This window comes from Arthrobacter sp. MP_M4 (assembly GCF_035984855.1).
In the GTDB taxonomy this organism is placed as follows: Bacteria; Actinomycetota; Actinomycetes; order Actinomycetales; family Micrococcaceae; genus Arthrobacter.
On record NZ_JAXCHX010000019.1, the window covers coordinates 1 to 23,953 of the forward strand.

General features: G+C 66.4%; 24 protein-coding genes. 14 read left to right on the forward strand and 10 right to left on the reverse strand.

The genetic code is table 11. The annotated features are described in order from the left end of the window. Positions 1–105 precede the first annotated feature (105 nt). The 3 genes from RCH15_RS13480 to nrdR all read left to right on the forward strand — a co-directional run bounded on the left by RCH15_RS13480 (position 106) and on the right by nrdR (position 2,775). Positions 106–747 carry a hypothetical protein gene (locus RCH15_RS13480; RefSeq protein WP_326961176.1) on the forward strand — a complete coding sequence of 214 codons (642 nt, stop codon included), beginning with the start codon at positions 106–108 and terminating at the stop codon, positions 745–747. Continuing rightward, positions 744–2,144, forward strand: a complete 1,401-nt coding sequence (gene hisD / locus RCH15_RS13485) for a histidinol dehydrogenase (RefSeq protein WP_326961177.1) — start codon at positions 744–746, stop codon at positions 2,142–2,144. The genes RCH15_RS13480 and hisD overlap by 4 nt, the downstream gene beginning before the upstream one ends. 139 nt (positions 2,145–2,283) lie before the next feature. Beyond that, positions 2,284–2,775 (forward strand): transcriptional regulator NrdR, encoded by a 492-nt coding sequence (gene nrdR, locus RCH15_RS13490; protein ID WP_326961178.1) that lies wholly within the window; start codon positions 2,284–2,286, stop codon positions 2,773–2,775. Between the two features lie 142 nt (positions 2,776–2,917). On the opposite strand, the gene ppgK is transcribed toward nrdR, so the two are convergent. Next, positions 2,918–3,721, reverse strand: coding sequence for a polyphosphate--glucose phosphotransferase (gene ppgK, locus RCH15_RS13495; protein ID WP_326961179.1), 804 nt, complete (start codon positions 3,719–3,721; stop codon positions 2,918–2,920). Positions 3,722–3,809: 88 nt separating this feature from the next. Continuing rightward, positions 3,810–4,688: a type I methionyl aminopeptidase gene (map, locus tag RCH15_RS13500; protein WP_326961180.1), complete on the reverse strand. Its 879-nt coding sequence runs from the start codon at positions 4,686–4,688 to the stop codon at positions 3,810–3,812. A 101-nt stretch (positions 4,689–4,789) separates the two neighbouring features. On the opposite strand from map, the gene RCH15_RS13505 reads away from it, so the two are divergent. Further along, complete coding sequence (locus tag RCH15_RS13505; protein WP_326961181.1) at positions 4,790–4,957, forward strand: SPOR domain-containing protein; 168 nt, start codon at positions 4,790–4,792, stop codon at positions 4,955–4,957. 10 nt (positions 4,958–4,967) lie between these two features. Further along, a complete protein-coding gene (locus RCH15_RS13510) occupies positions 4,968–5,528 on the forward strand; it encodes an AAA family ATPase (protein ID WP_326961182.1) in 561 nt (186 codons plus the stop codon). Positions 5,529–5,598: 70 nt separating this feature from the next. Here RCH15_RS13510 and RCH15_RS13515 read toward each other — a convergent pair whose 3' ends face one another. Continuing rightward, on the reverse strand, positions 5,599–5,994 hold the full coding sequence (locus tag RCH15_RS13515; protein ID WP_326961183.1) for an SHOCT domain-containing protein: 396 nt from the start codon (positions 5,992–5,994) through the stop codon (positions 5,599–5,601). A 203-nt stretch (positions 5,995–6,197) separates the two neighbouring features. After that, positions 6,198–7,124 carry a 3-methyl-2-oxobutanoate hydroxymethyltransferase gene (gene panB, locus RCH15_RS13520; RefSeq protein ID WP_326961184.1) on the reverse strand — a complete coding sequence of 309 codons (927 nt, stop codon included), beginning with the start codon at positions 7,122–7,124 and terminating at the stop codon, positions 6,198–6,200. 260 nt (positions 7,125–7,384) lie between these two features. On the opposite strand from panB, the gene glnA (RCH15_RS13525) reads away from it, so the two are divergent. The 7 genes from glnA (RCH15_RS13525) (at position 7,385) to RCH15_RS13555 (ending at position 15,547) form a co-directional block, all read left to right on the forward strand. Continuing rightward, positions 7,385–8,725, forward strand: coding sequence for a type I glutamate--ammonia ligase (gene glnA, locus RCH15_RS13525; protein WP_326961185.1), 1,341 nt, complete (start codon positions 7,385–7,387; stop codon positions 8,723–8,725). Between the two features lie 9 nt (positions 8,726–8,734). After that, a complete protein-coding gene (locus RCH15_RS13530) occupies positions 8,735–11,746 on the forward strand; it encodes a bifunctional [glutamine synthetase] adenylyltransferase/[glutamine synthetase]-adenylyl-L-tyrosine phosphorylase (protein WP_326961186.1) in 3,012 nt (1,003 codons plus the stop codon). A gap of 233 nt (positions 11,747–11,979) precedes the next feature. Next, complete coding sequence (locus RCH15_RS13535) at positions 11,980–13,422, forward strand: amino acid ABC transporter substrate-binding protein/permease (RefSeq protein ID WP_326961239.1); 1,443 nt, start codon at positions 11,980–11,982, stop codon at positions 13,420–13,422. Further along, complete coding sequence (locus tag RCH15_RS13540) at positions 13,419–14,168, forward strand: amino acid ABC transporter ATP-binding protein (RefSeq protein WP_326961187.1); 750 nt, start codon at positions 13,419–13,421, stop codon at positions 14,166–14,168. Before RCH15_RS13535 ends, RCH15_RS13540 begins: the two co-directional genes overlap by 4 nt. Before the next feature lie 58 nt (positions 14,169–14,226). Beyond that, positions 14,227–14,643, forward strand: a complete 417-nt coding sequence (locus RCH15_RS13545; protein WP_326961188.1) for a VOC family protein — start codon at positions 14,227–14,229, stop codon at positions 14,641–14,643. A 54-nt stretch (positions 14,644–14,697) separates the two neighbouring features. Then, positions 14,698–15,303 carry a GNAT family N-acetyltransferase gene (locus RCH15_RS13550; RefSeq protein ID WP_326961189.1) on the forward strand — a complete coding sequence of 202 codons (606 nt, stop codon included), beginning with the start codon at positions 14,698–14,700 and terminating at the stop codon, positions 15,301–15,303. Between the two features lie 43 nt (positions 15,304–15,346). Continuing rightward, the gene (locus RCH15_RS13555) at positions 15,347–15,547 is read left to right on the forward strand and encodes an AsnC family protein (RefSeq protein WP_326961190.1); all 201 of its coding nucleotides are present in this window, start codon (positions 15,347–15,349) and stop codon (positions 15,545–15,547) included. A gap of 111 nt (positions 15,548–15,658) precedes the next feature. On the opposite strand, the gene glnA (RCH15_RS13560) is transcribed toward RCH15_RS13555, so the two are convergent. Next, on the reverse strand, positions 15,659–17,083 hold the full coding sequence (glnA, locus tag RCH15_RS13560) for a type I glutamate--ammonia ligase (RefSeq protein WP_326961191.1): 1,425 nt from the start codon (positions 17,081–17,083) through the stop codon (positions 15,659–15,661). 294 nt (positions 17,084–17,377) lie between these two features. Between glnA (RCH15_RS13560) and RCH15_RS13565 the strand changes: the two genes are divergently transcribed. Further along, positions 17,378–17,815, forward strand: coding sequence for an RDD family protein (locus RCH15_RS13565; RefSeq protein WP_326961192.1), 438 nt, complete (start codon positions 17,378–17,380; stop codon positions 17,813–17,815). A 217-nt stretch (positions 17,816–18,032) separates the two neighbouring features. On the opposite strand, the gene RCH15_RS13570 is transcribed toward RCH15_RS13565, so the two are convergent. The 4 genes from RCH15_RS13570 to lipB all read right to left on the reverse strand — a co-directional run bounded on the left by RCH15_RS13570 (position 18,033) and on the right by lipB (position 21,063). Beyond that, positions 18,033–18,395: a DUF3817 domain-containing protein gene (locus RCH15_RS13570; RefSeq protein ID WP_326961193.1), complete on the reverse strand. Its 363-nt coding sequence runs from the start codon at positions 18,393–18,395 to the stop codon at positions 18,033–18,035. Positions 18,396–18,540: 145 nt separating this feature from the next. Continuing rightward, a complete protein-coding gene (locus RCH15_RS13575; RefSeq protein ID WP_326961194.1) occupies positions 18,541–19,302 on the reverse strand; it encodes a DUF4191 domain-containing protein in 762 nt (253 codons plus the stop codon). An 88-nt stretch (positions 19,303–19,390) separates the two neighbouring features. After that, the gene (gene lipA, locus RCH15_RS13580) at positions 19,391–20,398 is read right to left on the reverse strand and encodes a lipoyl synthase (RefSeq protein WP_326961195.1); all 1,008 of its coding nucleotides are present in this window, start codon (positions 20,396–20,398) and stop codon (positions 19,391–19,393) included. Beyond that, entirely contained in the window at positions 20,395–21,063 is a 669-nt protein-coding gene (gene lipB / locus RCH15_RS13585; RefSeq protein ID WP_326961196.1) for a lipoyl(octanoyl) transferase LipB, read from the reverse strand. The genes lipA and lipB overlap by 4 nt, the downstream gene beginning before the upstream one ends. Before the next feature lie 105 nt (positions 21,064–21,168). Here lipB and RCH15_RS13590 point away from each other — a divergent pair, with 105 nt between their 5' ends. Then, a complete protein-coding gene (locus RCH15_RS13590; RefSeq protein ID WP_326961197.1) occupies positions 21,169–22,971 on the forward strand; it encodes a serine/threonine-protein kinase in 1,803 nt (600 codons plus the stop codon). 16 nt (positions 22,972–22,987) lie between these two features. On the opposite strand, the gene RCH15_RS13595 is transcribed toward RCH15_RS13590, so the two are convergent. After that, the gene (locus tag RCH15_RS13595; protein WP_326961198.1) at positions 22,988–23,890 is read right to left on the reverse strand and encodes a TIGR01777 family oxidoreductase; all 903 of its coding nucleotides are present in this window, start codon (positions 23,888–23,890) and stop codon (positions 22,988–22,990) included. Positions 23,891–23,953: the final 63 nt, after the last annotated feature.

Here is a 23,953-nt window from a genome sequence, read left to right on the forward strand (position 1 = left end):
TCAGGTTGAATGCGTAGTAACACTCATCCCAGCAGGACCACGAGTCCTCTTCTAGCTACAACACGAACCTATTTCCCCGGGAACCTTGAAGAGCCGGTTTGTTCCATGACACGCCCCCCAGTCAACGGCCAGCTTCCCCTGGACCCAGCGCAGGCCCCGGACGGGATCCCTGCACCCTTACCGGTTCCCGGGACCCTCACGGGCACCGCCTCCGGTCCGGTACCACGGGAGCCCGCCGGCCGCACCATGACGTGGCGCAACGTGGCGGTCATGGCCGGTGCCGGTGTGCCGGTGGGACTGCTGTGGTGGATTCTGGCACCTTCGGGACTGAATCTGCTCTCCGGTAATCCGGAGCTGCGCAGCGGCGCCAACACCGAAGGGTGGCTGCCGCGTGACCTTGTACTGGCTGGGCTCTTCCTCCTGGCCGGCTGCATCTCCGGGGCGGCCGCGTCCGGGACCAGGAACAACGGGCCCGACGGACGCGCCGTCCTTCGTGCCGTGGCAGCGGCAGCGCTCGGCGCAGTGGCGGCCTGGGGGACAGGCGTGGTGTGCGGCCTGTGGTGGGGATTGCCCGGGGACACCTCAGCCAACGCCAGCATCGCCTTTTCGCTGCGGTCCCTGGCCGTCCTCGCCATCTGGCCCGCCGCCACCGCCCTGGCGATTTTCCTGGGCACCATCTTCACCACGCCGGCATATCAGGCCCCGGGCGCAGAACTTGCCGGGGCGGCACGTAAAATGGATAAGTGACCCTTTCAGCTGACAGCTCCGTGCCCGCCGCCACTGCGCCCCCGGCCGCCGACCTCACCTTCCGCACCGTCGACCTCCGTGGCCAGCGGCTGAGCCTCGCCGGTCTCCGCGCCGCGGTACCCCGGGCGAAGGCCGGCACCCTGGCTGATGCCGAGGCAAAGGTTTTGGCCATCATCGAGGCCGTCCGTGCGCGCGGCTTCGAGGCGCTCAGTGAGCTGGCCCTGACTTTTGACGGCGTGGAACAGACGCATCCCCGGGTGCCGGCGGAAGCGTTGACGGCTGCCCTGGCAGGGCTGGATCCCGCCGTGCGGGCCGCGTTGGAGGAATCGATCAAACGGGCCCGTCGCTTTGCCGACGCCCAGCGCCCGGCAGACGCCGACGTCGAACTCGGCGAAGGGGCGGTGGTGAGCCAGAAATGGGTGCCCGTGGCGCGGGTGGGCCTGTACGTTCCCGGCGGCCTGGCCGTGTATCCCTCCTCCGTCATCATGAACGTTGTCCCGGCCCTCGCAGCCGGTGTCCAGTCCATCGCACTGGCGTCCCCTCCGCAAAAGGGCTTCGGCGGTCTCCCGCACCCCACCATCCTCGCCGCAGCGTGCCTGCTCGGCATCGAGGAGGTCTACGCAATAGGCGGTGCCCAGGCCATCGCGGCCTTTGCCTACGGCATTCCCGCGACGGACGGGCTGGCAGGGCTGGATCCTGTGGACGTTGTCACCGGCCCGGGCAACGTCTTTGTCGCCACGGCAAAGCGCCTCGTCAAGGGCGTGGTGGGTATCGACTCCGAGGCCGGCACGACGGAGATCGCGATCCTGGCTGATGCTACGGCACGGCCGGTCCTGGTCGCGGCGGACCTCATCAGCCAGGCCGAGCACGACCCCAAGGCGGCGTCGGTGCTGATTACGGACTCGGAGGACCTCGTTGCGGCCGTCCGGGCTGAACTGGGCCGCCAGGCGGCGGCAACGAAGCACGGCCTGCGGGTCCGTGAGGCCCTTTCCGGCCCGCAGTCCGGCGTCGTCCTCGTGGACAACCTTGACCAGGGCGTCGCGGCGTGCAACGCCTACGCCGCCGAGCACCTGGAGATCATGACGGCGGACGCGGCGACGGTCGCGGCCCGGATCCGCAGCGCCGGGGCGATCTTTGTAGGGGACTACAGCCCCGTCAGCCTCGGGGATTACTGCGCCGGGTCCAACCACGTGCTGCCCACCAGTGGCACCGCGGCGTTTTCCTCAGGGCTCAACGTGACCACCTTCCTGCGCGCCATTCAGGTCATTAACTACTCCCGGGCCGCCTTGGCGGAGGTCAGCGCGCACATCGTCAGCCTGTCAGGGGCCGAGGATCTGCCCGCGCATGGCGAGGCGGTCACCGTTCGGTTCGCCCAGGCAGCACACCACTACATGTAGTAATTACAGGCTTGTTATTCCGCTACATCTAGTCGTAAAATGAGGGCAAAGCCGGTCGCGCCTGCGTGCTGTGCATGTTCGCACCCGATGCCGGGGGTGCTGGCTGGTCTCATTGGTTCGCGACAGGGGAGGAGGCGTCATGTATTGCCCGTTTTGCCGAAACCCTGACTCGCGCGTGGTGGACAGCCGGATCGCAGACGACGGCTCGGCCATCCGCCGCCGTCGGCAGTGCCCGGAATGCGGACGACGCTTCACCACCGTTGAGACCACCAGCCTCACCGTTATTAAGAGGTCCGGAGTCGGCGAGCCCTTCAGCCGCAGCAAGGTTATCAACGGTGTCCGCAAGGCCTGCCAGGGCCGGCCCGTCACCGAAGATGATCTCGCCATGCTCGCCCAGGAAGTGGAAGAGGCCATCCGGGCCGCGGGCGCCGCAGAGATCGAGGCGCACGAAGTCGGTCTGGCAATCCTCAGCCCGTTGCAGCGCCTCGATCAGGTCGCGTACCTGCGTTTCGCCAGTGTCTACCAGGCCTTTGACTCCCTCGAGGACTTCGAAGCCGCCATCTCGCTGCTCCGCCACGAAGCCGAGACCAAGGGCCGCGAGGGCCAGAGCCAGCAGAAAAGCCCGCTCTAGCACCGGTTCAGGCGCGCCGGCGCACAGACTCCGGTGGTGGCAGCGGAGGGGAAGCCGCGGCCACCACCGGCACCAAGAAAATGCACCCCCACTGAGGTCGTTCCCGGCGTTTAGAACGACCTCAGTACGGGCGCATTTTTCGTTACTTGGCCAGTTTGTGTTTCAGCGCGATCTCAAGGGCAGCTCCCACGATTCCGGCGTCGTTCTTCAGTTCGGCCGGAACGATCGGCGTACGCAGCTGCAGCCGCGGCAGGTACTCGTCGGCCCGCTTGGAAATGCCGCCCCCGACGATGAACAACTCGGGGGAGAAGAGGAATTCCACGTGGGAGAAGTAGCGCTGCAGCAGCACGCTGTACTGCTCCCAGCTCAGCCCGTCCCTCTCGCGGGCAACGGCGGAGGCCTTGCTTTCGGCGTCGAACCCGTCAATTTCCAAGTGTCCGAGTTCGGCGTTGGGCACAAGCTTGCCATCAAAGATGAAGGCGGAGCCGATCCCTGTGCCCAGCGTGATGACCAGCACCGTCCCTGCCACGGATGCTCCGGCGCCGAAGCGTGCCTCGGCGAGGCCCGCGGCGTCGGCGTCGTTGATGACCTCCACGGGACGGCCCAGGCGGGCGGTCAGCATGGCATCGATGTCCATTTCCAGCCAGGACTTGTCCACATTGGCAGCGGAGTGAACCACGCCGTGCTGGATGATGCCGGGGAAGGTGACTCCAACGGGCGAATCGGGGGCCGGGGCATCGGGCCGGGCGGAAAGTTCGGCAACAACCTGCGCCACGACCTCGGCGACGGATTCCGGTGTCGACGGTTGCGGGGTGGGGATGCGCAGGCGGTCACCGAGCAGCTTGCCCTTCTTCAGGTCGACGATCCCGCCCTTGATGCCGGTGCCACCAACATCGATGCCGATCAGCGGGGCGTTCTTCTTCGACTTCTCGTCCTTCTTGGCCAATGTGGTTCCGTTCGTGGCAGGGGCGGAGCTAGGAGGGTGCGGGCCGGGGCCGGCGGGCGAAGACCGGAATCTTCAGGTGAAGCAGGAATCAGGGGAGCGTCAGCACCTCTGCACCGGACTCCGTGACCAGCAGGGTGTGTTCGAACTGTGCCGTGCGCTTACGGTCCCGGGTGACGACAGTCCAGTCATCGGCCCACATGTCCCAGTCCACGGTACCGAGCGTCAGCATGGGTTCAATGGTGAAAACCATCCCCGTTTCAATGACTGTGTTGTAAGCCGGGGCGGCGTCATAGTGCGGGATGATCAGGCCGGTGTGGAAGGCCTCTCCCACGCCATGGCCGGTAAAATCACGGACGACGCCGTAGCCGAAGCGCTTTGCGTAGGACTCGATGGTGCGCCCGATGACGTTGATTTCCCGCCCGGGAGCCACGGCGCGGATGGCGCGGTTCAGGGATTCCTGCGTGCGCTCGACGAGGAGCCGGGATTCTTCGTCCACGGTGCCGGCCAGGAAGGTGTAGTTGGTGTCGCCGTGGACGCCCCCGATGAAGGCGGTGATGTCGATATTGACGATATCCCCGTCCTGGACAACGGTGCTGTCGGGGATGCCGTGGCAGATGACCTCGTTCAGCGACGAGCACAGGGACTTGGGGAAACCGCGGTAGCCCAGGGTGGAGGGATAGGCGTCGTGGTCGAGCAGGAATTCGTGCCCCACCCGGTCCAGCTGGTCCGTGGTGACGCCGGGCTGGATGTGCTTGCCCACCTCCACAACCGCCTGAGCGGCAATCCGGGAGGCGATACGGATCTTCTCGATGGTTTCCGGTGATTTGATCTCGGAGCCGGTAAATTTGGCCGGCGCGGGCTTCCCCACATATTCGGGGCGCGGGATCGACGCCGGGACGGGCAGCTGCGGACTGACAGCTCCCGGGACCAGGGTGCCGGTGGGTGCAGTCGAGGCGAGAGAAGGCATACATTGATCATATAAGGACCCGGCCGGAGGCACAGAAACAACCGCCACTTACCCGGCGCCAAATAACGGGCGGCCGCCACCCGAGGAGCTAAGGAGCAGCGATGCCGGAGTACTGGTACAACGTCAACACGCACGAGGTCGAAGAGGACGCCATGTCTGATTGGAGCCAGCTGATCGGCCCGTACAAGACCCGGGAGGAAGCCGAACACGCCCTCGAGAAGGTCAAGGCCCGCAACGAATCCTGGGACAAAGGCGACGAGGACGACTAGCGGGGCCTCAATGACCGGGGTGATCCTGATCAACGGGCTGCCCGGGTCCGGAAAGTCGACGTTGGGGCTTGAGCTCGCGGCCGCGCTGGACCTGCCGCTTTTCTCCAAGGACGCCTTCAAGGAAAACCTGTGGGCCGGCTCCCGGGCACCGGACCCCGCCGCGTCCAGCGCACTTGGGCGGCGCGCTGTGGAGCTTATGTGGGCCGCCATTGCGGCCACTCCCGGCCCCGCCGTGGTTGAGTCTTTCTGGTACGCGCCGCGTGATCTTCACTTGCTGCGCGCGGACCTCCGGAGCTCCGCCAAGAGCGTCGACGTGGAAGTCTGGTGTTCGCTGGCTCCGGCCACTGCGAGGCAGCGCTGCCGGACCCGGGAACGGCACCGCGTGCACCACGCGGCGGAGAACGACGACGTGGTCTGGGCCGAGTGGGCACGGCAGGCAGCGCCGCTCGGCCTGGCGCCGGTACTGGAAGTGGACACGGAAGAAAAGGTTGACGTATTCCGGCTGTGCCGGGCGCTGGAACAGTATCCTTCCTGCCCTGTGCGGCCGTCACCGGCTGGTGACAGCTGGTGACGGCCGGTACCAACTGTCACCAGCTGTCACCAGCCGGCGACGGTGACCGCCGGGGGAGCCGCCGTGAAGTTCAGGCCATGGCCTTCGCTTTGAGGGAATCAAATTCGGTCTGGCTGATGGCTCCGGAGTCGAGCAGGGCCTTGGCATCGGCGATCTGACCGGCCGGGCTGGACGACTTCCCGGCGACACGTTGGATGTATTCGTGCTGGGCGGCCTGTTGTTCGGTCACCGCGGCCATTTGCCGCTCGGCCATGCTGCGACCCCGGGCGATCAGGTAGATGATGGCGCCGAGCCACGGCAGGAAGACCAGCAGGATCGCCCAGCCCGCCTTACCCCAGCCGCTCAGTGTGCTGTCACTGAACATGTCGAACAGGCAGCGGAACCACACCATCAGCGCCGAGATCCAGATAAAGAACCAGAAGCTCCACAGCAGGACGCTTCCAAAGTCGGTCGTAATCGAGTCCATCGATACTCCTCCACTAGTCTGCGTCCGGGCCTGACCTTCTCCTTAAGCACGAAGAGAACGTCAGGATCGGACCCAGCATTGCTGGGGCCGATGCAGGCCTGTAGTGGCCAGCCTGCCCGGGCAGGCGCCAGGGCACATCGCCCGCGAAGGATGAGGTGGCGCCGCGTTCCTTGCGGCCGGCCGCCCGCCCCGGGAGAATCCGCCTAGAACGAGTGCTCCGGTCCGGGGAACTGGCCGGAACGCACCTCCTCGGCGTAGGCCTTTGCCGCGTCGCTGAGGGAGGTCCGGAGGTCCGCATACTGCTTCACGAACTTGGCCATCCTTCCGCCGCGCAGACCCGCCATGTCCTGCCACACGAGCACCTGGCCTGTGGTGGCGCTGCCAGCACCGATGCCCACCGTGGGGACGTCGACGGCGGCGTTCACGGCGGCCGCTGTCTCCGCCGGAACCATTTCCATCAGGACGCAGAACGCACCGGCATCAGCGAGGGCGACGGCGTCCTCGATCAAGCGCCGGGCGTCGTCGCCGCGGCCCTGGACCCGGTATCCGCCGAGAGCGTGCTCACTTTGCGGAGTGAAGCCGATATGCGCCATCACTGGAATCCCGGCCTGGACCATGGCCCGGACGGTCTCGGCGTAGAACTTGCCGCCCTCGATCTTGACGGCGTGGGCGAGTCCTTCCTTCAGGAACCGGACGCCGGTGGCAACGGCCTGCTGGGCGGAGACTTCGTAGCTGCCAAAGGGCAGGTCCGCCACCACCAGCGCGCGCTTGGCCGAGCGGGCGACGGCCCGGCACAGCGGGAGGAGCTCGTCCACGGTGACAGGCAGGCTGGTTTCGTTGCCGAAGACGTTGTTGGAGGCCGAGTCGCCTACCAGGAGGACCTCGATTCCCGCCTGGTCGAAAATCTCCGCCGTGTACTGGTCGTAGGCGGTCAGCATGGCAAAGCGCTCGCCGTTGAGCTTGGCCTGGTGCAGGTGGTGGGTGCGGATCCTGGCCACCGGCTTCCGGGTGCCGGGTTCCCGGCCTGCGCCTGGGACAGGCTGGGCTGCGGCGGCAGCCGCCGGGCCGGTGCCGTAGGGGGCAGGAACTTCTGCGGGCATGCTGGAGTCAGAGTTGCTACTTGTGGCCATGGCACGAGCGTAGTGCGATACCGCGGGTCCTAGCTACCGGGCGCCGGCCCGTGGGCGGGTGAATCACATCACACGCCGCCGGCCCGGCCGGAACGGATTCCGGGCTGCCGGAAATACAGGGCCCCCGGTGTTAACGCTGTGTTACGCGCCGCGGCCGCGACAGCAAACAGCGGCAATGATCAGTAAAGTGAACCGTGAGCAGCTGTGGACCTCGGCGTGATGGTCCCGGGCACGGACGAAAGAATTGGAAAGAGGCCGGTATGGATCGCCAGCAAGAGTTTGTCCTTCGGACGATCGAAGAGCGCGACGTGCGGTTCGTGCGGTTGTGGTTCACCGACGTCGTTGGCTCGCTGAAGTCCGTGGCGCTGGCCCCGGCCGAAGTGGAGGGCGCATTCGAAGAGGGGCTGGGCTTTGACGGTTCCTCCATCGAGGGCCTGGCCCGGGTGTTCGAATCCGACATGCTGGCGCAGCCGGACCCCGCCACCTTCCAGATCCTGCCCTGGCGCGGCGAGACGGAAGCGACGTCGCGGATGTTCTGCGACATCCTGACGCCCGACGGCGAACCCTCCGCCGCTGATCCCCGCAACGTGCTCAAACGCAACCTGGCCAAGGCCGCGGACATGGGCTTCACCTGCTACACCCATCCCGAAATTGAGTTTTACCTGTTGAAGTCCCAGCAGCCCGGTCCCGACGGGTCCCCCGTCCCGGTGGACGAAGGCGGCTACTTCGACCACGTGCCCGGCGGCGTGGCGCAGGACTTCCGCCGCACGGCCGTCACCATGCTGGAGTCCGTGGGCATTTCGGTTGAGTTCAGCCACCACGAGGCCGGCCCCGGCCAGAACGAGATCGACCTGCGCTACGCTGACGCCCTGCAGACCGCCGACAACATCATGACCTTCCGCACCGTGATTAAAGAGGTGGCGCTGCAACAAGGGACCTACGCCACCTTCATGCCCAAACCCTTCACGGCCCACCCGGGTTCCGGCATGCACACGCACTTCTCGCTCTTCGAGGGGGATACAAATGCCTTTTACGAGGCCGGTGCGGAATTCCAGCTCTCCGAAACCGCGCGGCAGTTTATCGCCGGCATCCTCAAGCACGCTCCCGAGTTCACCGCCGTCACCAACCAGTTTGTGAACTCCTACAAGCGCCTCTGGGGCGGGGGCGAAGCCCCGAGCTACCTCAGCTGGGGCCACAACAACCGTTCGGCGCTGGTCCGGGTGCCACTCTACAAGCCGGGCAAGGGCCAGTCCGCACGGATCGAGTACCGCGGCATCGATTCTGCGGCCAACCCCTACCTCGCCTACGCCGTGCTGCTCGGGGCAGGGCTCAAGGGCATCGAGGAGGGTTACCAGCTTCCCGCCGCGGCCGAGGACGACATCTGGTCGCTCAGTTCCGCCGAGCGCCGGGCGATGGGCCACGACCCGCTTCCGGCCAGCCTGCACGATGCCATCCGTTCGATGGAAGAGTCCGAGCTCATGCCGCAGATCCTCGGCGAGCAGGTCTTCGAGCACTTCCTGCGCAACAAGCGGGCCGAGTGGCAGGACTACCGTCTCCAGGTCACGCCCTACGAGCTGCAGCGCAACCTCGGCATCCTTTAGGCGGCCCGGGTGAGCCTGGCACGACGCCTCATTGCGGCTGGTTTCAGCGACCTGGACAAGGGGGAACGGTTCCTCGCCGCCCCGGAGCTGGACGGCCTGGACCAGGATGTTCTGTTCGCAGGACTGCAGCTTGCCGCCAACCCCGACACGGCGCTGCAGTCCCTCGTGAGGCTGATCGAAAAACACCACGACCTGCGGACCCTGGCGGTTGCGGACTTGGACCGCAGCGAGCCCATGTACCGGGTGCTGGGCGCCTCCGAGGCGCTCGGCGAGTTCCTGATCCGGCACCCCGAGCATCTGGACGCCTTCGAGGTGACATCCAGCCCCGAACCGCGTGCTGCGGACACCGCCGAGCTGCGCGGGCGGCTCCTGCAGTCGGTGCGCGCCGACCCGAAATCCGCCCGACCGGTGGCTGCGCTCACCGGGCAGGAAGGGTATGAGGCGCTCCGCACCGAGTACCGTCGCGGCCTTGTGGAACTGGCCGTCAAGGACCTCTGCGCGGCCGACCCGCTGGACTTCCTGCCCGCTGCCGGAGCCGAACTCGCGGACCTTGCCGGTGCCGCCATTGAGGCTGCCCTGGCCGTTTCCCGCGCCGAGGCGGCACAGCAGTTCAGCGCCGCTGAGGTGGCCGACGTCGGACTTGCCGTCATCGGCATGGGCAAGTGCGGAGCCCGGGAACTGAACTACATTTCCGACGTCGACGTCATCTACGTGATCGACCCCGGGGAACTCGACGATTCGCGCGCCAGCACCATCGGCACTGCCCTGGCCTCCGGCATTTCCCGCGCCATCATGTCCACCGGGCGGGAACCGGGGCTGTGGGAGGTCGACGCGAACCTGCGCCCGGAAGGCAAGTCCGGCCCGCTGGTCAGAACCCTGGCCTCGCATGAGAGCTACTACGCCCGGTGGGCTGAGACCTGGGAGTTCCAGGCGCTGCTCAAGGCCCGGACCATCGCCGGGGACATCGTGCTCGGCGCCCGCTACGAGGCCGCCCTCGCGCCGCTGATCTGGTCCTCGGCCGGCCGGGAGGGATTCGTCGAATCCGTCCGCTCCATGCGCCGCCGCGTCACCGAGCACATCCCCGCCGAGGAGGAGCAGCGCCAAATCAAACTCGGGCGCGGAGGCCTGCGCGACGTCGAGTTCACCGTCCAGCTGCTGCAGCTGGTCCACGGCAAAGCCGACGAGTCCCTGCGGTGCCGGGACACCACCTCCGCCATCGCCGCCCTGTCCGCCGGCGGCTACATCGGCCGTTCCGACGCCGCAGAATTCGACCGCGACTACCGCTACCTCCGGCTGCTCGAACACCGGATCCAGCTGTTCCAGCTGCGCCGCACCCACCTCATGCCAGTCAATGAAGCAGCGCTGCGGGCGCTCGCCAAAGCCGCCCTGGGGCCCTTCTCCAGCGAACGGCCCAAACCCGATGCCCTCATGGGGGCCTGGCGGAAAACCAAGCGCTCGGTACGGGAGCTGCACGAACGCATCTTTTACCGTCCGCTGCTGAACACGGCGGCGGCACTCAGCAGCGAGGAAGCCCGGCTCAGTCCGGAAGCCGCGCAGGGGCGCCTCGCCGCGCTCGGCTACCTCGACCCGGTAGGTGCCATGCGGCACATCGAGGCGCTGACCGGCGGGGTCAGCCGACGCGCCGCCCTTCAGCGCCAGCTTCTGCCGGTTCTGCTCGGATGGCTCGCGGAAGGTGTGGACCCCGACGCCGGCCTGCTGGCCTTCCGCCGGGTCAGTGAAGCTCTCGGCACCACCCACTGGTACCTCGGCATGCTCCGGGATTCGACGGCGGCCGCCGAGCGGCTCTGCCACGTGCTGTCCAATTCCCGGCTGATCGCGGACCTCCTGGAGGTTTCACCCGAATCCGTGGCCTGGCTCGGCTCGGATAAAGAACTCGTGCCGGTGACGTTCGAGGCGCAGTGGCTTGAGATTGCCTCCAAGATGTCCCGGCACGCGGATCCGGAAAGCGCCATGCGCCTGATCCGGCTGATCCGCCGGCGCGAAATCCTGCGGATCGCGATCGCGGACAGTGCAGGGCTGCTGGACCAGGACCAGGTGGGCGCAGCGCTGGCAGACACCGACCGGGCGGCGGTTTTGGGCGCGCTGCGCGTCGCGGAAACCGTCGTGGCGGCCGGGGAGCCACTCAAGACGCACGTGCTGGTGGTCGCGATGGGACGGCAGGGTGGCCGGGAGATTGGTTACGGCTCGGACGCAGACGTCATGTACGTGCACCGCGGGCGGCCGGGGATCCCGGATGATGAGGCCCAACAGCAGGCGCTGCAGATCGTGGGACGGCTCTCGAACCTGCTGACCCAGCCGCTCAAGCCTGCCATCCTCGCCGAACGCGTCCTGATGGTCGACGCCGACCTGCGCCCCGAGGGTAAGAGCGGGCCGATGGTGCGGTCGCTGGAATCCTATGCAGAGTACTACCGGCGGTGGTCGCTGGTCTGGGAAGCCCAGGCGCTGCTGAGGGCGCGCCCGATGGCGGGTGATGACGAACTGGCTGCTGACTTCGTGGCCCTGATCGATCCCATCCGCTACCCCGATTCCCTCGCCGAGCAGGACGTTCGCGAGGTCCGGCGCGTGAAGGCACGGGTGGAAGCCGAACGGTTGCCCCGCGGCGCTGACCCCGCCCGGCACCTGAAGCTGGGCCGCGGCGGCCTTAGCGACGTCGAATGGCTGACCCAGCTGCTGCAGCTGCAGCACGCCGGAGAGCATCCCGGGCTGCGGACCACCTCCACGGTCGACGCGCTCGAAGCAGCGGCCGGCGTCGGGCTCCTGGAAGCGGGGGACGTGGTAATCCTCCTCCGGGCATGGCGCCTGGCGAGCCGGATCCGTTCGGCCAACGTGATCTGGACCGGACGGGCGTCGGACGTGCTGGCGTCCTCCCGCCGGGATCTCGAGGCGGTGGCCCGCTGGTGCGGCTACGGACACGGCAACGCCGCCGCGCTGGAAGAGGACTACCTCCGGCTCAGCCGCCGGGCGCGGGGCGTTTTCGAACGCGTTTTTTACGGCCAGTAACCGGCCACGCAGCGCCGCGGCGCGGCTCCCGGCGGGACTGCCGGGAGCCCGCCGGCGGAGGGCGCTGGCAAGGGGCGCTGGTAAATGCGGGTAGCCTCTAGGGGTACTTTGCCGGTCCTGTGACCGGTGCCGCACTTCTCTAGGGGTTGTAAATCTTGCCCAGATTCCAGCAGGCCGGGACCGCCAGGCCGCGGAAAGCCGCAATCATCGGAGCGTTGCTGGCTTTCGCCGCAATGCTCTTCGGAGCCGCCGGCGCGGCCGCGTCCCCGGCTGAGCCGCCTGCCGCCACAGCCGCGGGTGCAGCGCACCAGGCCGCCGCGCCGTCGAGCCTTTCCGGCAAAACGTTCGTCATCGGCACGGACACCACGTTCGCTCCCTTCGAGTTCCGTGACGCGGGCGGTGAACTGACCGGCATCGACATGGACATCATCCGTGAGATCGCGAAGGGCCAGGGCTTCGCCGTGGAGATCAAGTCGCTGGGCTTCAACGCGGCCCTGCAGGCGCTGTCCTCCAACCAGGTGGACGGCGTCATCGCGGGCATGTCCATCACCGAGCCCCGCAAGCAGATCTATGACTTCTCGGAACCCTACTTTGAGTCGGGCGTCCAGATGGCCGTCGCCAAGTCCAATACGGACATCAAAGGCTATGCGGACCTCCAGGGAAAGACCGTCACCGCCAAGACCGGCAGCGAGGGCGAAACATTCGCCAAATCGATCGCCGGAACGTACGGCTTCACGGTCAAGTCCCTGGACCAGTCCGCCACCATGTACGAGCTCGTGAAGTCCGGGAACGCCGTCGCCGTCTTTGACGACTACCCGGTCCTGGCCTATGGGATCAGCCAGAACAACGGCCTCAAAGCCGTCTCCGAAAAGGAAAAGGGCGGCTCGTACGGATTCGCCGTCAACAAGGGCCAGAATCCGGAACTGCTGCAGGCGTTCAACACCGGACTGGCCGAGCTGAAGTCCAGCGGGACGTACCAGGCGATTCTGGACAAGTACCTCAAGGACCCCGAGCAGGCGGCCCAGTCCAGCTTCTGGGACCTGTTGACCAGCAGCTTCCCGGCCTTGATGAAGGGCCTCGGCAACACCGTCCTGGTCACCGCGATCTCCTTCGTCCTGGCCATGCTGATCGGCCTGTTCATGGGCTTCCTGAAGATATCCACCAGCGTTGTGCTGCGTGGCATCGCCACCACCTTCGTCAGCATCTTCCGCGGCACGCCGCTGCTGGTCTGGGCTTTCTTCTTCTACTTCGGCATCCCGCAGCTGACCGGCCAGCCGATCGACATCTGGGTGGCCGGAGTGCTGACGCTCAGCCTCAACGCCGGCGCCTACATCACCGAAATCGTCCGGGGCTCAATCCAGTCCGTGGACCCGGGACAGCTCGAAGCCAGCCGCAGCCTCGGCCTGGGCTACGCCAAATCCATGCAAAAAGTCGTGGTCCCGCAGGCCTTCAAGATCATGACCCCCTCCCTGATCAACCAGCTGATCATCATGCTTAAAGACAGCTCGCTGCTGCTCGCCATCGGCTTCGCCGAACTGCTCTACCAGGGCCAGCAAATCTACGCCGGTAACTTCCGGATCACCGAAACCCTGCTGATCGTTGCGGTCCTGTACTTTGTGGTGATCATGCTCCTGACCAAGCTGGCCAACGTTGCGGATAAGAGGTTCAACAAATGACCACGGCAGTCACTGCACCCAGCAAAATCTCCGTCCGGGAGCTGAAGAAGTCCTTTGGCTCCAATGAAGTTCTCAAGGGCATCAACGCCGATGTGGCCGAGGGTGAGGTGGTTTGTGTGATCGGACCCTCGGGGTCCGGAAAGTCCACGTTCCTGCGCTGCCTGAACAAGCTGGATGACATCACCGCCGGCCACGTCACCGTGGACGGGTTCGACGTCACCGACCCCAAGGTCGACATCAATGAGGTCCGCCGGCACATCGGGATGGTCTTCCAGCACTTCAACCTGTTCCCGCACATGTCTGTGCTCGAAAACATCATGCTGGCGCCGGTTGAGTCGAAGAAGCAGGGCAAGGACGAAGCGAAGGCCAGCGCCCTCAAGCTGCTGGACCGCGTCGGACTTGCCGAGAAGGCCAACGCCCGCCCCGCGTCCCTCTCCGGCGGCCAGAAGCAGCGCGTCGCGATCGCCCGTGCACTGGCGATGAACCCGGACATCATGCTCTTTGATGAGGCCACCTCCGCACTGGACCCGGAAATGGTGGGCGAAGTGCTGCAGGTGATCAAGGATCTCGCCGGCGAGGGCATGACGATGGTACTGGTCACCCATGAAATGGGCTTCGCCCGCGAAGTGGCCGACCGGGTGCTGTTCATGGCAGACGGCGTCATCTGCGAGCAGGGCGCTCCAGAGGAGCTGTTCGGTAATCCGCAGCAGCAGCGGACCCGGGACTTCCTCTCCAAAGTGCTGTAGTTTCACCCGCGCGCCGCCGGGGGCTGACACTCCGGCGGCGCGGTGCTACTTTGTCCGCATGGCCAGAGAACTTTTTGTCAACCTCCCGGTCCGGGACCTCGACACGACAGTGAAGTTTTTCACCGCGTTGGGTTTCTCGTTCAATCCCGACTTCACCGATGAGAATGCCACCTGCATGATCGTCAACGACGGTGCGTACGTGATGCTGCTGGTCGAGGCGTACTTCAAGACCTTCACGTCGAAGACTGTGGCGGATGCCTCCGGGGCTGCCGAGGTCATCATGTCCTTTTCCCTGGACAGCCGCGAGGCCGTCGACGAGCTCATCCGGACCGCGCTGACCGCCGGCGGGTTGCCGTCCCAGGAAGCACAGGATTACGGCTTCATGTACACCCACAGCTTTCAGGACCCCGACGGCCACCTGTGGGAGGTCTTCTGGATGGATCCGGCCGGGCCGCCCAAGGACGCGGCGCTCTAACCCGAGCTGTCCGGCCGGGGTGTCCAAGGACCGCCGGGTGGGTAGGCTTTTGTCATGCGCGAACATGTGTGGCTGCTGCCGCTGAATGACCTCGACGACGACGCCCGTGCTATTAAGCTGGGCGAAATCGCCGGGCTCGAACTCACCAAGGACCAGCGGCGGTTCGTCGGCGACCCGCTGCGGATGGTGCTTACTGGGCTGGAAGAAGACTCCCGGCACCCCTTTGCCATCGACGCCAACGGATCCGCCGTCGGTGTCCTGACGCTGCAGAGCGGGGCCGCGAGCCTGGCCGGCTGGGCCGATGACGACTCGGCATGGCTGCTGCGCGGTTTCCTGATCGACCGCCGGTCCCAGGGCCGGGGACTTGGCACCCAGGCAGCGCTGGCCAGTGCCCTCGCGGCCGCGAAGCTGACGGCGGCCATGGGCGGCGGGCAGACCGGCGTCGTGCTCTCCGTCAACGAAGAGAACCCTGCTGGCCGGGCGGCCTACCGCAAGGCCGGGTTTGAGGACCGCGGCCGGTATCTGGGTGGCGACGCCGGCCCGCAACGGACGTTCTACCGGGGGTTTGGCGCGGGCCGCCAGGGAGTTGACCCGGACGGCCTCGTCGACGGGCGAACAGGGACCGGCACGACATCACCTGAGCCCGTCAACTATTATTGACGGCCCCGACTTCGTCAACTAGGGTTGACGGTGGGAGGTCGGAATGAAAACACTCATTGGCTCGATGGACGGTAAGGGACCTGCGGAGGCGCTGTACGCGGTGGCCGGGCTGCGCAAGGAAGTGGCCCGCACAGAGACGGAGGCGGTGCTGCGGGCACGCCAGGCGGGTCTGTCGTGGGAGGCCATCGCCACCTGTCTTGGCGTGAGCAAGCAGGCTGTCCACCGGAAGTACGGGAAGCGCTGATGCGCGGAAAGGTGGCGGCAGCCCGACAGGCGATGGGCTAAAGACCGGCGGCCCCCACCAAGAGGTGGGGGCCGCCGCCGGGCAATCCTGGGGGCAGAGAGCCGCTAAAGCCTAGACGCCGTAGTACAGCTCGAACTCGTACGGATTCGGGCGCAGCGAGAGCGGACGGATCTCGTTCTCGTACTTGTACTCGATCCAGGTGTCGATCAGGTCCTGGGTGAAGACCCCGCCGGCCTGAAGGAACTCGTTGTCCTCGGCCAGGGCGTCGAGGGCCTCTTCGAGGGTGCCGGGCGCCTTGGGAATGTCCTTGGCTTCCTCGGCGGGCAGCTCGTAGAGGTCCTTGTCGATCGGAGCCGGCGGTTCGATGCGGTTGCGGATACCGTCAATACCGGCCATCAGCTGGGCAGCGAAGGCCAGGTACGGGTTGGAGGACGGGTCCGGAGCGCGGAACTCGATGCGCTTGGCCTTCGGGTTGGAGCCCGTGATCGGGATCCGGATACCGGCAGAGCGGTTGCCCTGCGAGTAAACCATGTTGACCGGAGCTTCGAAGCCCTTGACCAGGCGGCGGTAGGAGTTCACCGTCGGGTTGGTGAAGGCGAGCACGGCCGAGGAGTGCTTCAGCAGGCCGCCGATGTACCAGCGGGCCATGTCGGACAGGCCTGCGTAGCCCTTTTCGTCATAGAACAGCGGATCTCCACCATTCCACAGCGACTGGTGGCAGTGCATGCCCGAGCCGTTGTCGCCGAAGACCGGCTTCGGCATGAACGTGACGGACTTGCCCCAGGCATCGGCAGTGTTCTTGATGACGTACTTGAACTTCTGCAGGTCATCAGCGGCGTGCGTCAGCGTGGTGAACTTGTAGTTGATCTCAGCCTGGCCGGCGGAACCAACCTCGTGGTGGCTGCGCTCGACCTCCAGGCCGGCTTCGTCCAAAGCGATGCACATGGCGTCGCGGAGGTCGACCTGCTTGTCGGTGGGTGCGACCGGGAAGTAGCCGCCCTTGACCGGAGTCTTGTAGCCGAGGTTTCCGCCCTCTTCTTCGCGGCCGGTGTTCCAGTGTGCTTCCTCGGAATCGATCTTGTAGAAGCTGCCCTGCGGGGAGGACTGGTACTGGACGTTATCGAAAACGAAGAACTCGGCCTCCGGGGCGAAGAACGCGGTGTCGGCGATGCCGGTGGAGGCCAGGTAGGCCTCGGCCTTTTCGGCTACGCCGCGGGGATCACGGTGGTAGGGATCGCCGGTGCGCGGGTTCACGATCGAGAAGTTCAACGCGAGGGTCTTCTCGATGCGGAAGGTGTCGAGGAACGCCGTCGTGACATCCGGGATAAGCTGCATGTCCGACTCGGCGATGCCCTGGAAACCGCGGATCGAAGAGCCATCGAAGAGCTGGCCGTTGACGAAGAAGTCCGCGTCAACGCTCTTGGCGGGCACATTGAAGTGCTGCTGAACGCCAGGGAGGTCGGTGAAGCGAATATCGACGAATTTTACGTCTTCGTCCTTGATGAACTTGAGGACTTCGTCCGCAGTCTTGAACATCTATGCTCCTTATGCAAGTGAAAGATCTGGCCGTCAGGCCGAGTGGTCCAGCGCAATCCGACAGCGGGAAACCACAAAAGTCTGCCCGCTGCTATGCCGCTAGCAACTGTTACCACCCTAAGGACACGGGATTTCCCTGTCGTGTCCGCTTTGTTTCCGGCAGGTTACAGAATGCCCTGACAGGTAAACGGTAGTCGCTGTCCACAACGTGGCCTATCCGTGCCCAGAGTGTGGGCCCTATTGTCCACACTATGAACAGCGCGGGCGGGGATGCGATACAGCTAGTCTTAGAGAGTGGTTGATCGCAGAGATATAGGCTCCTGGCTCAGTGGGCCGGATACATCCGGCATTTCGAAGTACCCGGGGGAGCGTTTAGGCCTCCCTGAGTCCGGGCCGGGATCCATAGCCCGCGCCGGCCGACGCATCGCCGCCATCTGCATCGACTGGGGCATTGCCCTGCTGATCAGTAATTACGCCTTCAGCGGTGACCCCTGGGCAACACTGGCCATTTTCGCTATCGAGCAGGCACTCCTGGTCGGCACCCTGGGGTACAGCATTGGGCACCGCATCCTGGGAATCCACGTGGTACGGCCAGGCGGCGGCCCTGCCGGCCCGCTGGCGGCTTTGGTCCGCAGCCTGCTGCTCTGCCTGGTGATACCTGCCGTCATCTTCGACCCGGATCACCGCGGACTCCATGACAAGGCGATGAACACTCTGCTGGTCCGAAGGTAGCGCGCCGGTTTCCAGCCCGCAGCCAGCCCGGCGCTCGGGCGCGCTGCCTGACAAAGTCTCGCTCCATCGGGCCGCCGCCACCCGGCACAAATGGCCGCTAAAGGGGTCGGCGCAGCGGCCAATCGTGTCAGACCGAGTGGCCCAGGCCGGTTTTTGCCTCCGTTGCGTCCCCTGCTCCGTTGCGTCCCCTGAAGGACGGCAGGTCCAAACCGAGAGGCTATACGCCGGCCCCCTGGCGGGCCTCAGTCGATGCAGCCAGTGTTTCCCGGGCGGTAAGGTAACCGCGGCGGCCGGCCCATCGCTCGAATCCGAGCGTGGCGAACGGGACCACCGCGGACAGTCCGGCGAACAACGCCACCCGGAACGGCCAGCGCTGCAGACGCCACAGGCCCAGTGCTGCGATGCCGTAGCCGATGAAGAACGCGCCGTGAATCGGTCCGGCGATTTCGACGCCGAGCTCCGTGGTCCGGGTGATCCATTTCAGGAACATGCCGACGAGGAGCGCAGCCCAGCTGCAGGCCTCGGCGATGGCCAGGACCCGGAAGATGCGGATCAGGGCGGGGGTTGAGGGACGTTTCATGGTTGCTCCGGATTCTCCCGGCCAAAGGCGGGGCGCAGGGACAAGAGGGAAGTACTGCCGCAAAGAGGCCGGGGGCAAGAGAAACGCCCCGGCTGCCGGCCTGGAAGGCGGTTACCGGGGCGTCCCTGTTGCTCTGGCGTGGGGCCTAGCGTCCGCGGGCTGCCTTGCGGTCCGGACGGGCCTTGTAAGGATCGATGCCCTTGGGGATGGGCAGGCGGCTGCCAAGCGAGGAGATCCGCTTCGATACCGTGCTGACCTCAAGCTTGGTCAGTTCGTTCTTCATTTTGGTCATCTTCTTGGAGACCTGGCTGATCGGAACCTGGCCGTCGCCGCGGCCGCTTTCAATGACGTGGACGGTGACGTTGGGCAGGATCCGGGCCAGGCGCTTGCGTTCGGCGTCGAGCAGCGGCTTGACGCGGCTGCTGGGCCCCTCGCTCACGAGGACGACGCCGGGACGGCCGATGGCGCGGAAAACGGCGTCCTGGGTACGCGGGTTCACCGCCACAGGCTGCTCTTCCACAATCCAGCCGCGCTTGAGCGTGCCCAGGGCAGCCCCGGAAGCGCCGGGCTGGTTTTCGATCCGCGCGAAGGCAGCCCGCTCAGCGCGGCGGGACAGGATGAACGTGGCCGCCAGGACACCCAACGGGATGCCGATAATCAGGCCGGTAATCCAGTTGTCCAGCAGGAATCCGATGCCGAAGCTGACAGCCACGACGCCGAGGAAAGCCAGCAGCATGAGCCACGGAACCATCGGGTCATGCTGGCGGGTCATCTGGAAGACCTCGCGGATCTGCTTCAGGCGGCTCGGCTTCTTAACCTTGGCTGCCTTGGGCTTACGCGAAAAGAGGCCGCGCTTCGGCTCATCGGCAGAAGGAGCGGACGTGCTGGAATTAGGGGAATTCGCCATAGTGCCTTAATTCTACGTGATGCACAGCTCAGGGCCGGACCCGGATTCCTCCAGTGCCGGCCCTGTGCCGCAATCGCTAGGACTTAATTCAGGAATGCGCCGCGAGCAGCGAGCTTGCTTCCTGGCGGGTGCTGCCGGAGGACTCGATGTGGGCGAGCTGGGCCGGGATTTCCCAGCCCTTCTTGCGCATCGCGGTGGCCCAGAGCCGGCCGGCGCGGTAGGAGGAACGGACCAGCGGACCGCTCATCACGCCGAGGAAACCGATCTCGTCCGCTTCCTGCTGCAGGTCAACGAACTCCTGCGGCTTGACCCAGCGGTCCACCGGAAGGTGCCGCTCGGAGGGGCGCAGGTACTGGGTGATGGTGATGAGGTCGCAGCCGGCGTCGTGCAGATCGCGCAGGGCCTCGGAGATTTCCTCGCGGGTCTCACCCATGCCCAGGATCAGGTTGGACTTGGTGACCATGCCGAGCTTGCGGCCCTGCGTAAGGACATCCAGGGACCGCTCGTAGCGGAACGCCGGACGGATGCGCTTGAAAATCCGGGGAACGGTCTCGACGTTGTGGGCAAAGACCTCGGGCTTGGAGTCACAGATTGCTTCAATGTGCTCGGGCTTGCCGGAGAAGTCCGGAATCAGCAGTTCGACGCCGGTGCCCGGGTTGAGCTCGTGGATTTTGCGGACCGTTTCGGCGTAGAGCCAGACACCCTCGTCGGCGAGGTCATCGCGGGCCACCCCGGTGACGGTGGCGTAGCGGAGCTGCATCGCCTGGACGGAACGTGCCACCTTGGTGGGTTCGAAAACATCCACAGGGGAAGGCTTGCCGGTGTCGATCTGGCAGAAATCGCAGCGGCGGGTGCACTCGGAACCGCCGATCAGGAAGGTGGCTTCCTTGTCTTCCCAGCACTCGAAGATGTTGGGGCAGCCGGCCTCTTCACACACCGTGTGGAGGCCCTCCTTCTTTACGAGTTTCTTGAGCTGGATAAACTCGGGGCCCATCTGGACCTTGGCCTTGATCCAATCCGGTTTGCGTTCCACCGGGGTGGCCGCGTTGCGCTGCTCGATACGCAGCATTTTCCGGCCTTCTGGTGCCAGGGTCACAGTAGAGCTCCTTCGTGGGTTGCAACTAGCGCTTCTTCATTGTTGCGCAGTTCCTCGATGATCCGCGAAACGAGGTCGGCGGGGGTGATGTCCCGGCCGATCTCCTGCGAGACCGTGGTGACGCCGGCGTCGGAAATGCCGCAGGCGATGATCTGCCCGTACGGCGCCAGATCGTTGTTGCAGTTGATGGCGAACCCGTGCATGGTGACGCCCTCGTGGACGCGGATGCCGATGGCGGCGATTTTGCGCGCAGGGCCCTTCTCGTCCTGGTCGATCCAGACGCCGGCCCGGCCGGTGATCCGGACAGCGTCGATTCCGTAGTCCGCCAGGACAGCGATGATCACGGCTTCCAGCCGCTCCACGTAATCGCGGATGCCGGCTTTGTTCCTGAGCTTGATGACGGGATAGCCGATCAGTTGGCCCGGGCCGTGCCAGGTGAGTTTGCCGCCGCGGTCGACGGGAACCACCGGTGTTCCGTCAAAGGGCCGCTCGTGGTCCTCGGTGCGTTTACCCGCGGTGTAAACGGCAGCGTGTTCGAGCAGCAGGACTGTGCTGGGAGCGGTACCGGCGACGACCTTCTCGTGGAGTTCGCGCTGGAGGTCCCAGCCGCGCGTGTAGTCGACAAATTCCGGGGCCAGACCCAGCTGGGAGAACTCAAGAGTCATGGCATCCAGCTTAGACCCGGCGTGTCATGGCAGCTGATTTTGTGGTGAAGCTCTCACCTGTGGATAACTTCTGCAGGAAACGGCGGGATCCGCTATCCCTTGGTTATGGAAGATTTCCCTCGTTCCAGCGCTCCCGTGGTTCCCGGGTACGACGTCGGCCGCTGCCTGGGGCGAGGCGGTACCGCCGCGGTGTGGCTGGCCACCGAGCGCTCCACCGGCCGCGAGTACGCGTTGAAGTGTTTCACTGCCACTGATGGCCCGGAGGGGGGCAGCGCTGAGGATTCTGCGCGGCGGGAGGTGCGCGTTCTCTCCCTCTTGGACCACGCGCATTTAGTGCGGGCTTACGGCGTGGTGCCGGTTGCCGGAGGAACCGGTGGGAACCTGGCGCTGACCATGGACTACGCGGCGGGCGGGTCGCTGGGGCAGCTCGTCGCCAGCAGGGGAACCCTGGGGCCGGGGGAGACGGTGACTGTCCTGACGCCGATCGCCCAGGCCCTCGCGTATCTGCATGCTCAAGGCTTCACGCATGGCGACGTTTCACCTGGCAATGTCCTGTTTACCGCCCAGGGAAAACCGCTGCTGGCCGACGTGGGCGTGGCACGCATGGTGGCTGAGACCGGGGCGGGAGCGGGCGCGGGAACGGAGGGATTCAGCGACCCGGCGCCGGTGGACGCCGTCCGTGCGGGGCTGCTGCCGGAGCGCGACCTGTACTCGCTCGCTGCCGTGGGCTGGTTTTGCCTCACTGGCCATCCTCCTGAGCCCGGAACGCAGCGGCCGCCTCTGCCGTTGCTGGTTCCCGGCGTTCCGTCGGCTCTCACCGCGGCACTGGAGTCCGGGCTCCAGGAGGACCGCAGACTCCGGCCCTTCGCCGCCGAGTTGGCGGCAGCCTTTTATCACAGCGCCCCGGCGGCGCCCCTGGACCTCTCGGTCTCGGTCCACCCCACGGTCATTCCGCAGTTGCCGACGCGGCGGGCACTGCCGGCCACCGGACAGGAGCGTCGGATCGAACTGTTGCGGGCCATGCCGCGGCGACTCCGCGGTCCCCGGTTCAGCGCGCGGCGTCGGGCTGGTGAACCGCAGCGCACAGAACCCGCAGACGCGCTGTCCGGCGCAGCGCCATCTGCCCGCGGGAGAGCGACCGGACGGCGGTCCTCACATCGGCCGCTCCGGCGCCCCCTCCCGGTCTTCGCGGCCCACTCAGCGCGGCCGGCCGGCGCCTTACGGGCGGCAGCCGTGACTGTCGCGCTTCTGGGGGCCCTCGTGGCGGCGTGGGCTGTCTACGGTGCCTGGACGCGGGGGTCGGTTCCAGGTTTGCCAGTCACGGACTCCGTTCCCGCCGGGGATGCCGGAGCCGGGAAGAAATCGGCGCCGGACGCCGGCGCGCCGGCCACCACTGCGGCCGGGCTGCCTCTCGAAGTTCTGGCGCAGCTGGCGTCGCCGGACCCCGGTGAAGCGGTCCGCGGATTGGCCCGGCTCCGTTCCCGGGCATTGGACTCGGGGGACTTCGAACTGCTGGAGGACGTCAACGTGCCAGCGTCGGCCGCGGCCGCAGCGGACGGACGCATCATCGCTGCGTTGAAGGAATCCGGTCGTGTGCTGTCCGGTTTCGATACCGTCCTGACCCGGGTGGCCGCGGAGCCGGCAGCTACCCCAGAGGCCCACGGGAAGCAGGCCGTAGTGGCAGTCACCGCGAGTACGCCCCCGTACCAGGAACGCGACGCCGCCGGAACTGTGCTGGCCGAGGCCTCTTCCACCCCGGAACAGCGGCTGCGGCTGGTGCTGGCCTCGGTGGAAGGCCGCTGGCGGATCCAGGACATTCTTCCCGCCGGCCCCGCAGACACCGTCGAACCCGCAGACACCGTCGAACCCGCCGTCGGCGCAACGACTAACTCTGCGCCGGGCGGCTGACGGCCGCAGGCGATCCCTAAGAGTCCGGTCCGCTGCCTGCGACCCAGGCGGCTGCCTGGGCCAGCGACGGGTGCTGCCATTGGAAGCCGGCCTCACTCAGGACGGCCGGTTCCATCCGCTGGCTGGCGAGCAGCAGCTCCTCGGCGAGTTTGCCCATGACCAGGCGAAGCACCGGGGCGGGAACGCGGAGCACGGCGGGGCGGTGCAGCGCGGCGGCCAGTTGCGCGATCAAGGAGTTCATGTCCGCGCTCTCCGGAGCGCAAAGGTTCACCGGCCCGGCGAGCTGGCTGTCCAGCAGGAACGCATAAGCGCCCGCAACATCCGGCAGGGTGACCCACGGCCAGTACTGCCGGCCATTGCCCATGGGGCCGCCCACGCCCAGGCGCAGCAGCGGCAGGAGCTTGCCCAGGGCGCCCCCGGATCGGCTGAGGACAACGCCCGTGCGGGGAGTGACCACACGGACCCCGGCGGGAGCCTCGTGCGCGGCCGCCTCCCAGTCGACGCAGATTCCGGCAAGCACACCGCTGCCGGCAGGGGAGTTTTCCCGGAGCACGGCCGGTCCGGCGCTGCCGTAGTAACCTGAGCCGGACTGGCTCAGGAAGACTGCCGGGGGACTATCCAGGCGCCCCATCGCCGCCGTCAGCGTCCGGGTCGCCCCGAGCCGGGAGCTGCGGAGTTCTGTGACGCGCGAGGCAGTCCACGGCCGGTCGCCGATGCCGGCGCCGGAGAGGTTCACGACGGCATCGGCTCCCTTGAGTGCGGTGTCATCAATGCTGCCCTCCCCGGGGTTCCATTGGTACTCGTCCGGTGCGGCTGGCGGACGCCTGACCAGCGTGCCGACCTCGTGCCCGGCGCTGCGCAAAGTGCTTGAAATGGCCGTTCCGATCAGCCCTGAGGCCCCGGCAATGATGATTCGCATGGTCCATCTCACCATGCCCGGCGCAGCGGGTACACCTCCCGGCGGGACGGCCGGCCGTGGCTA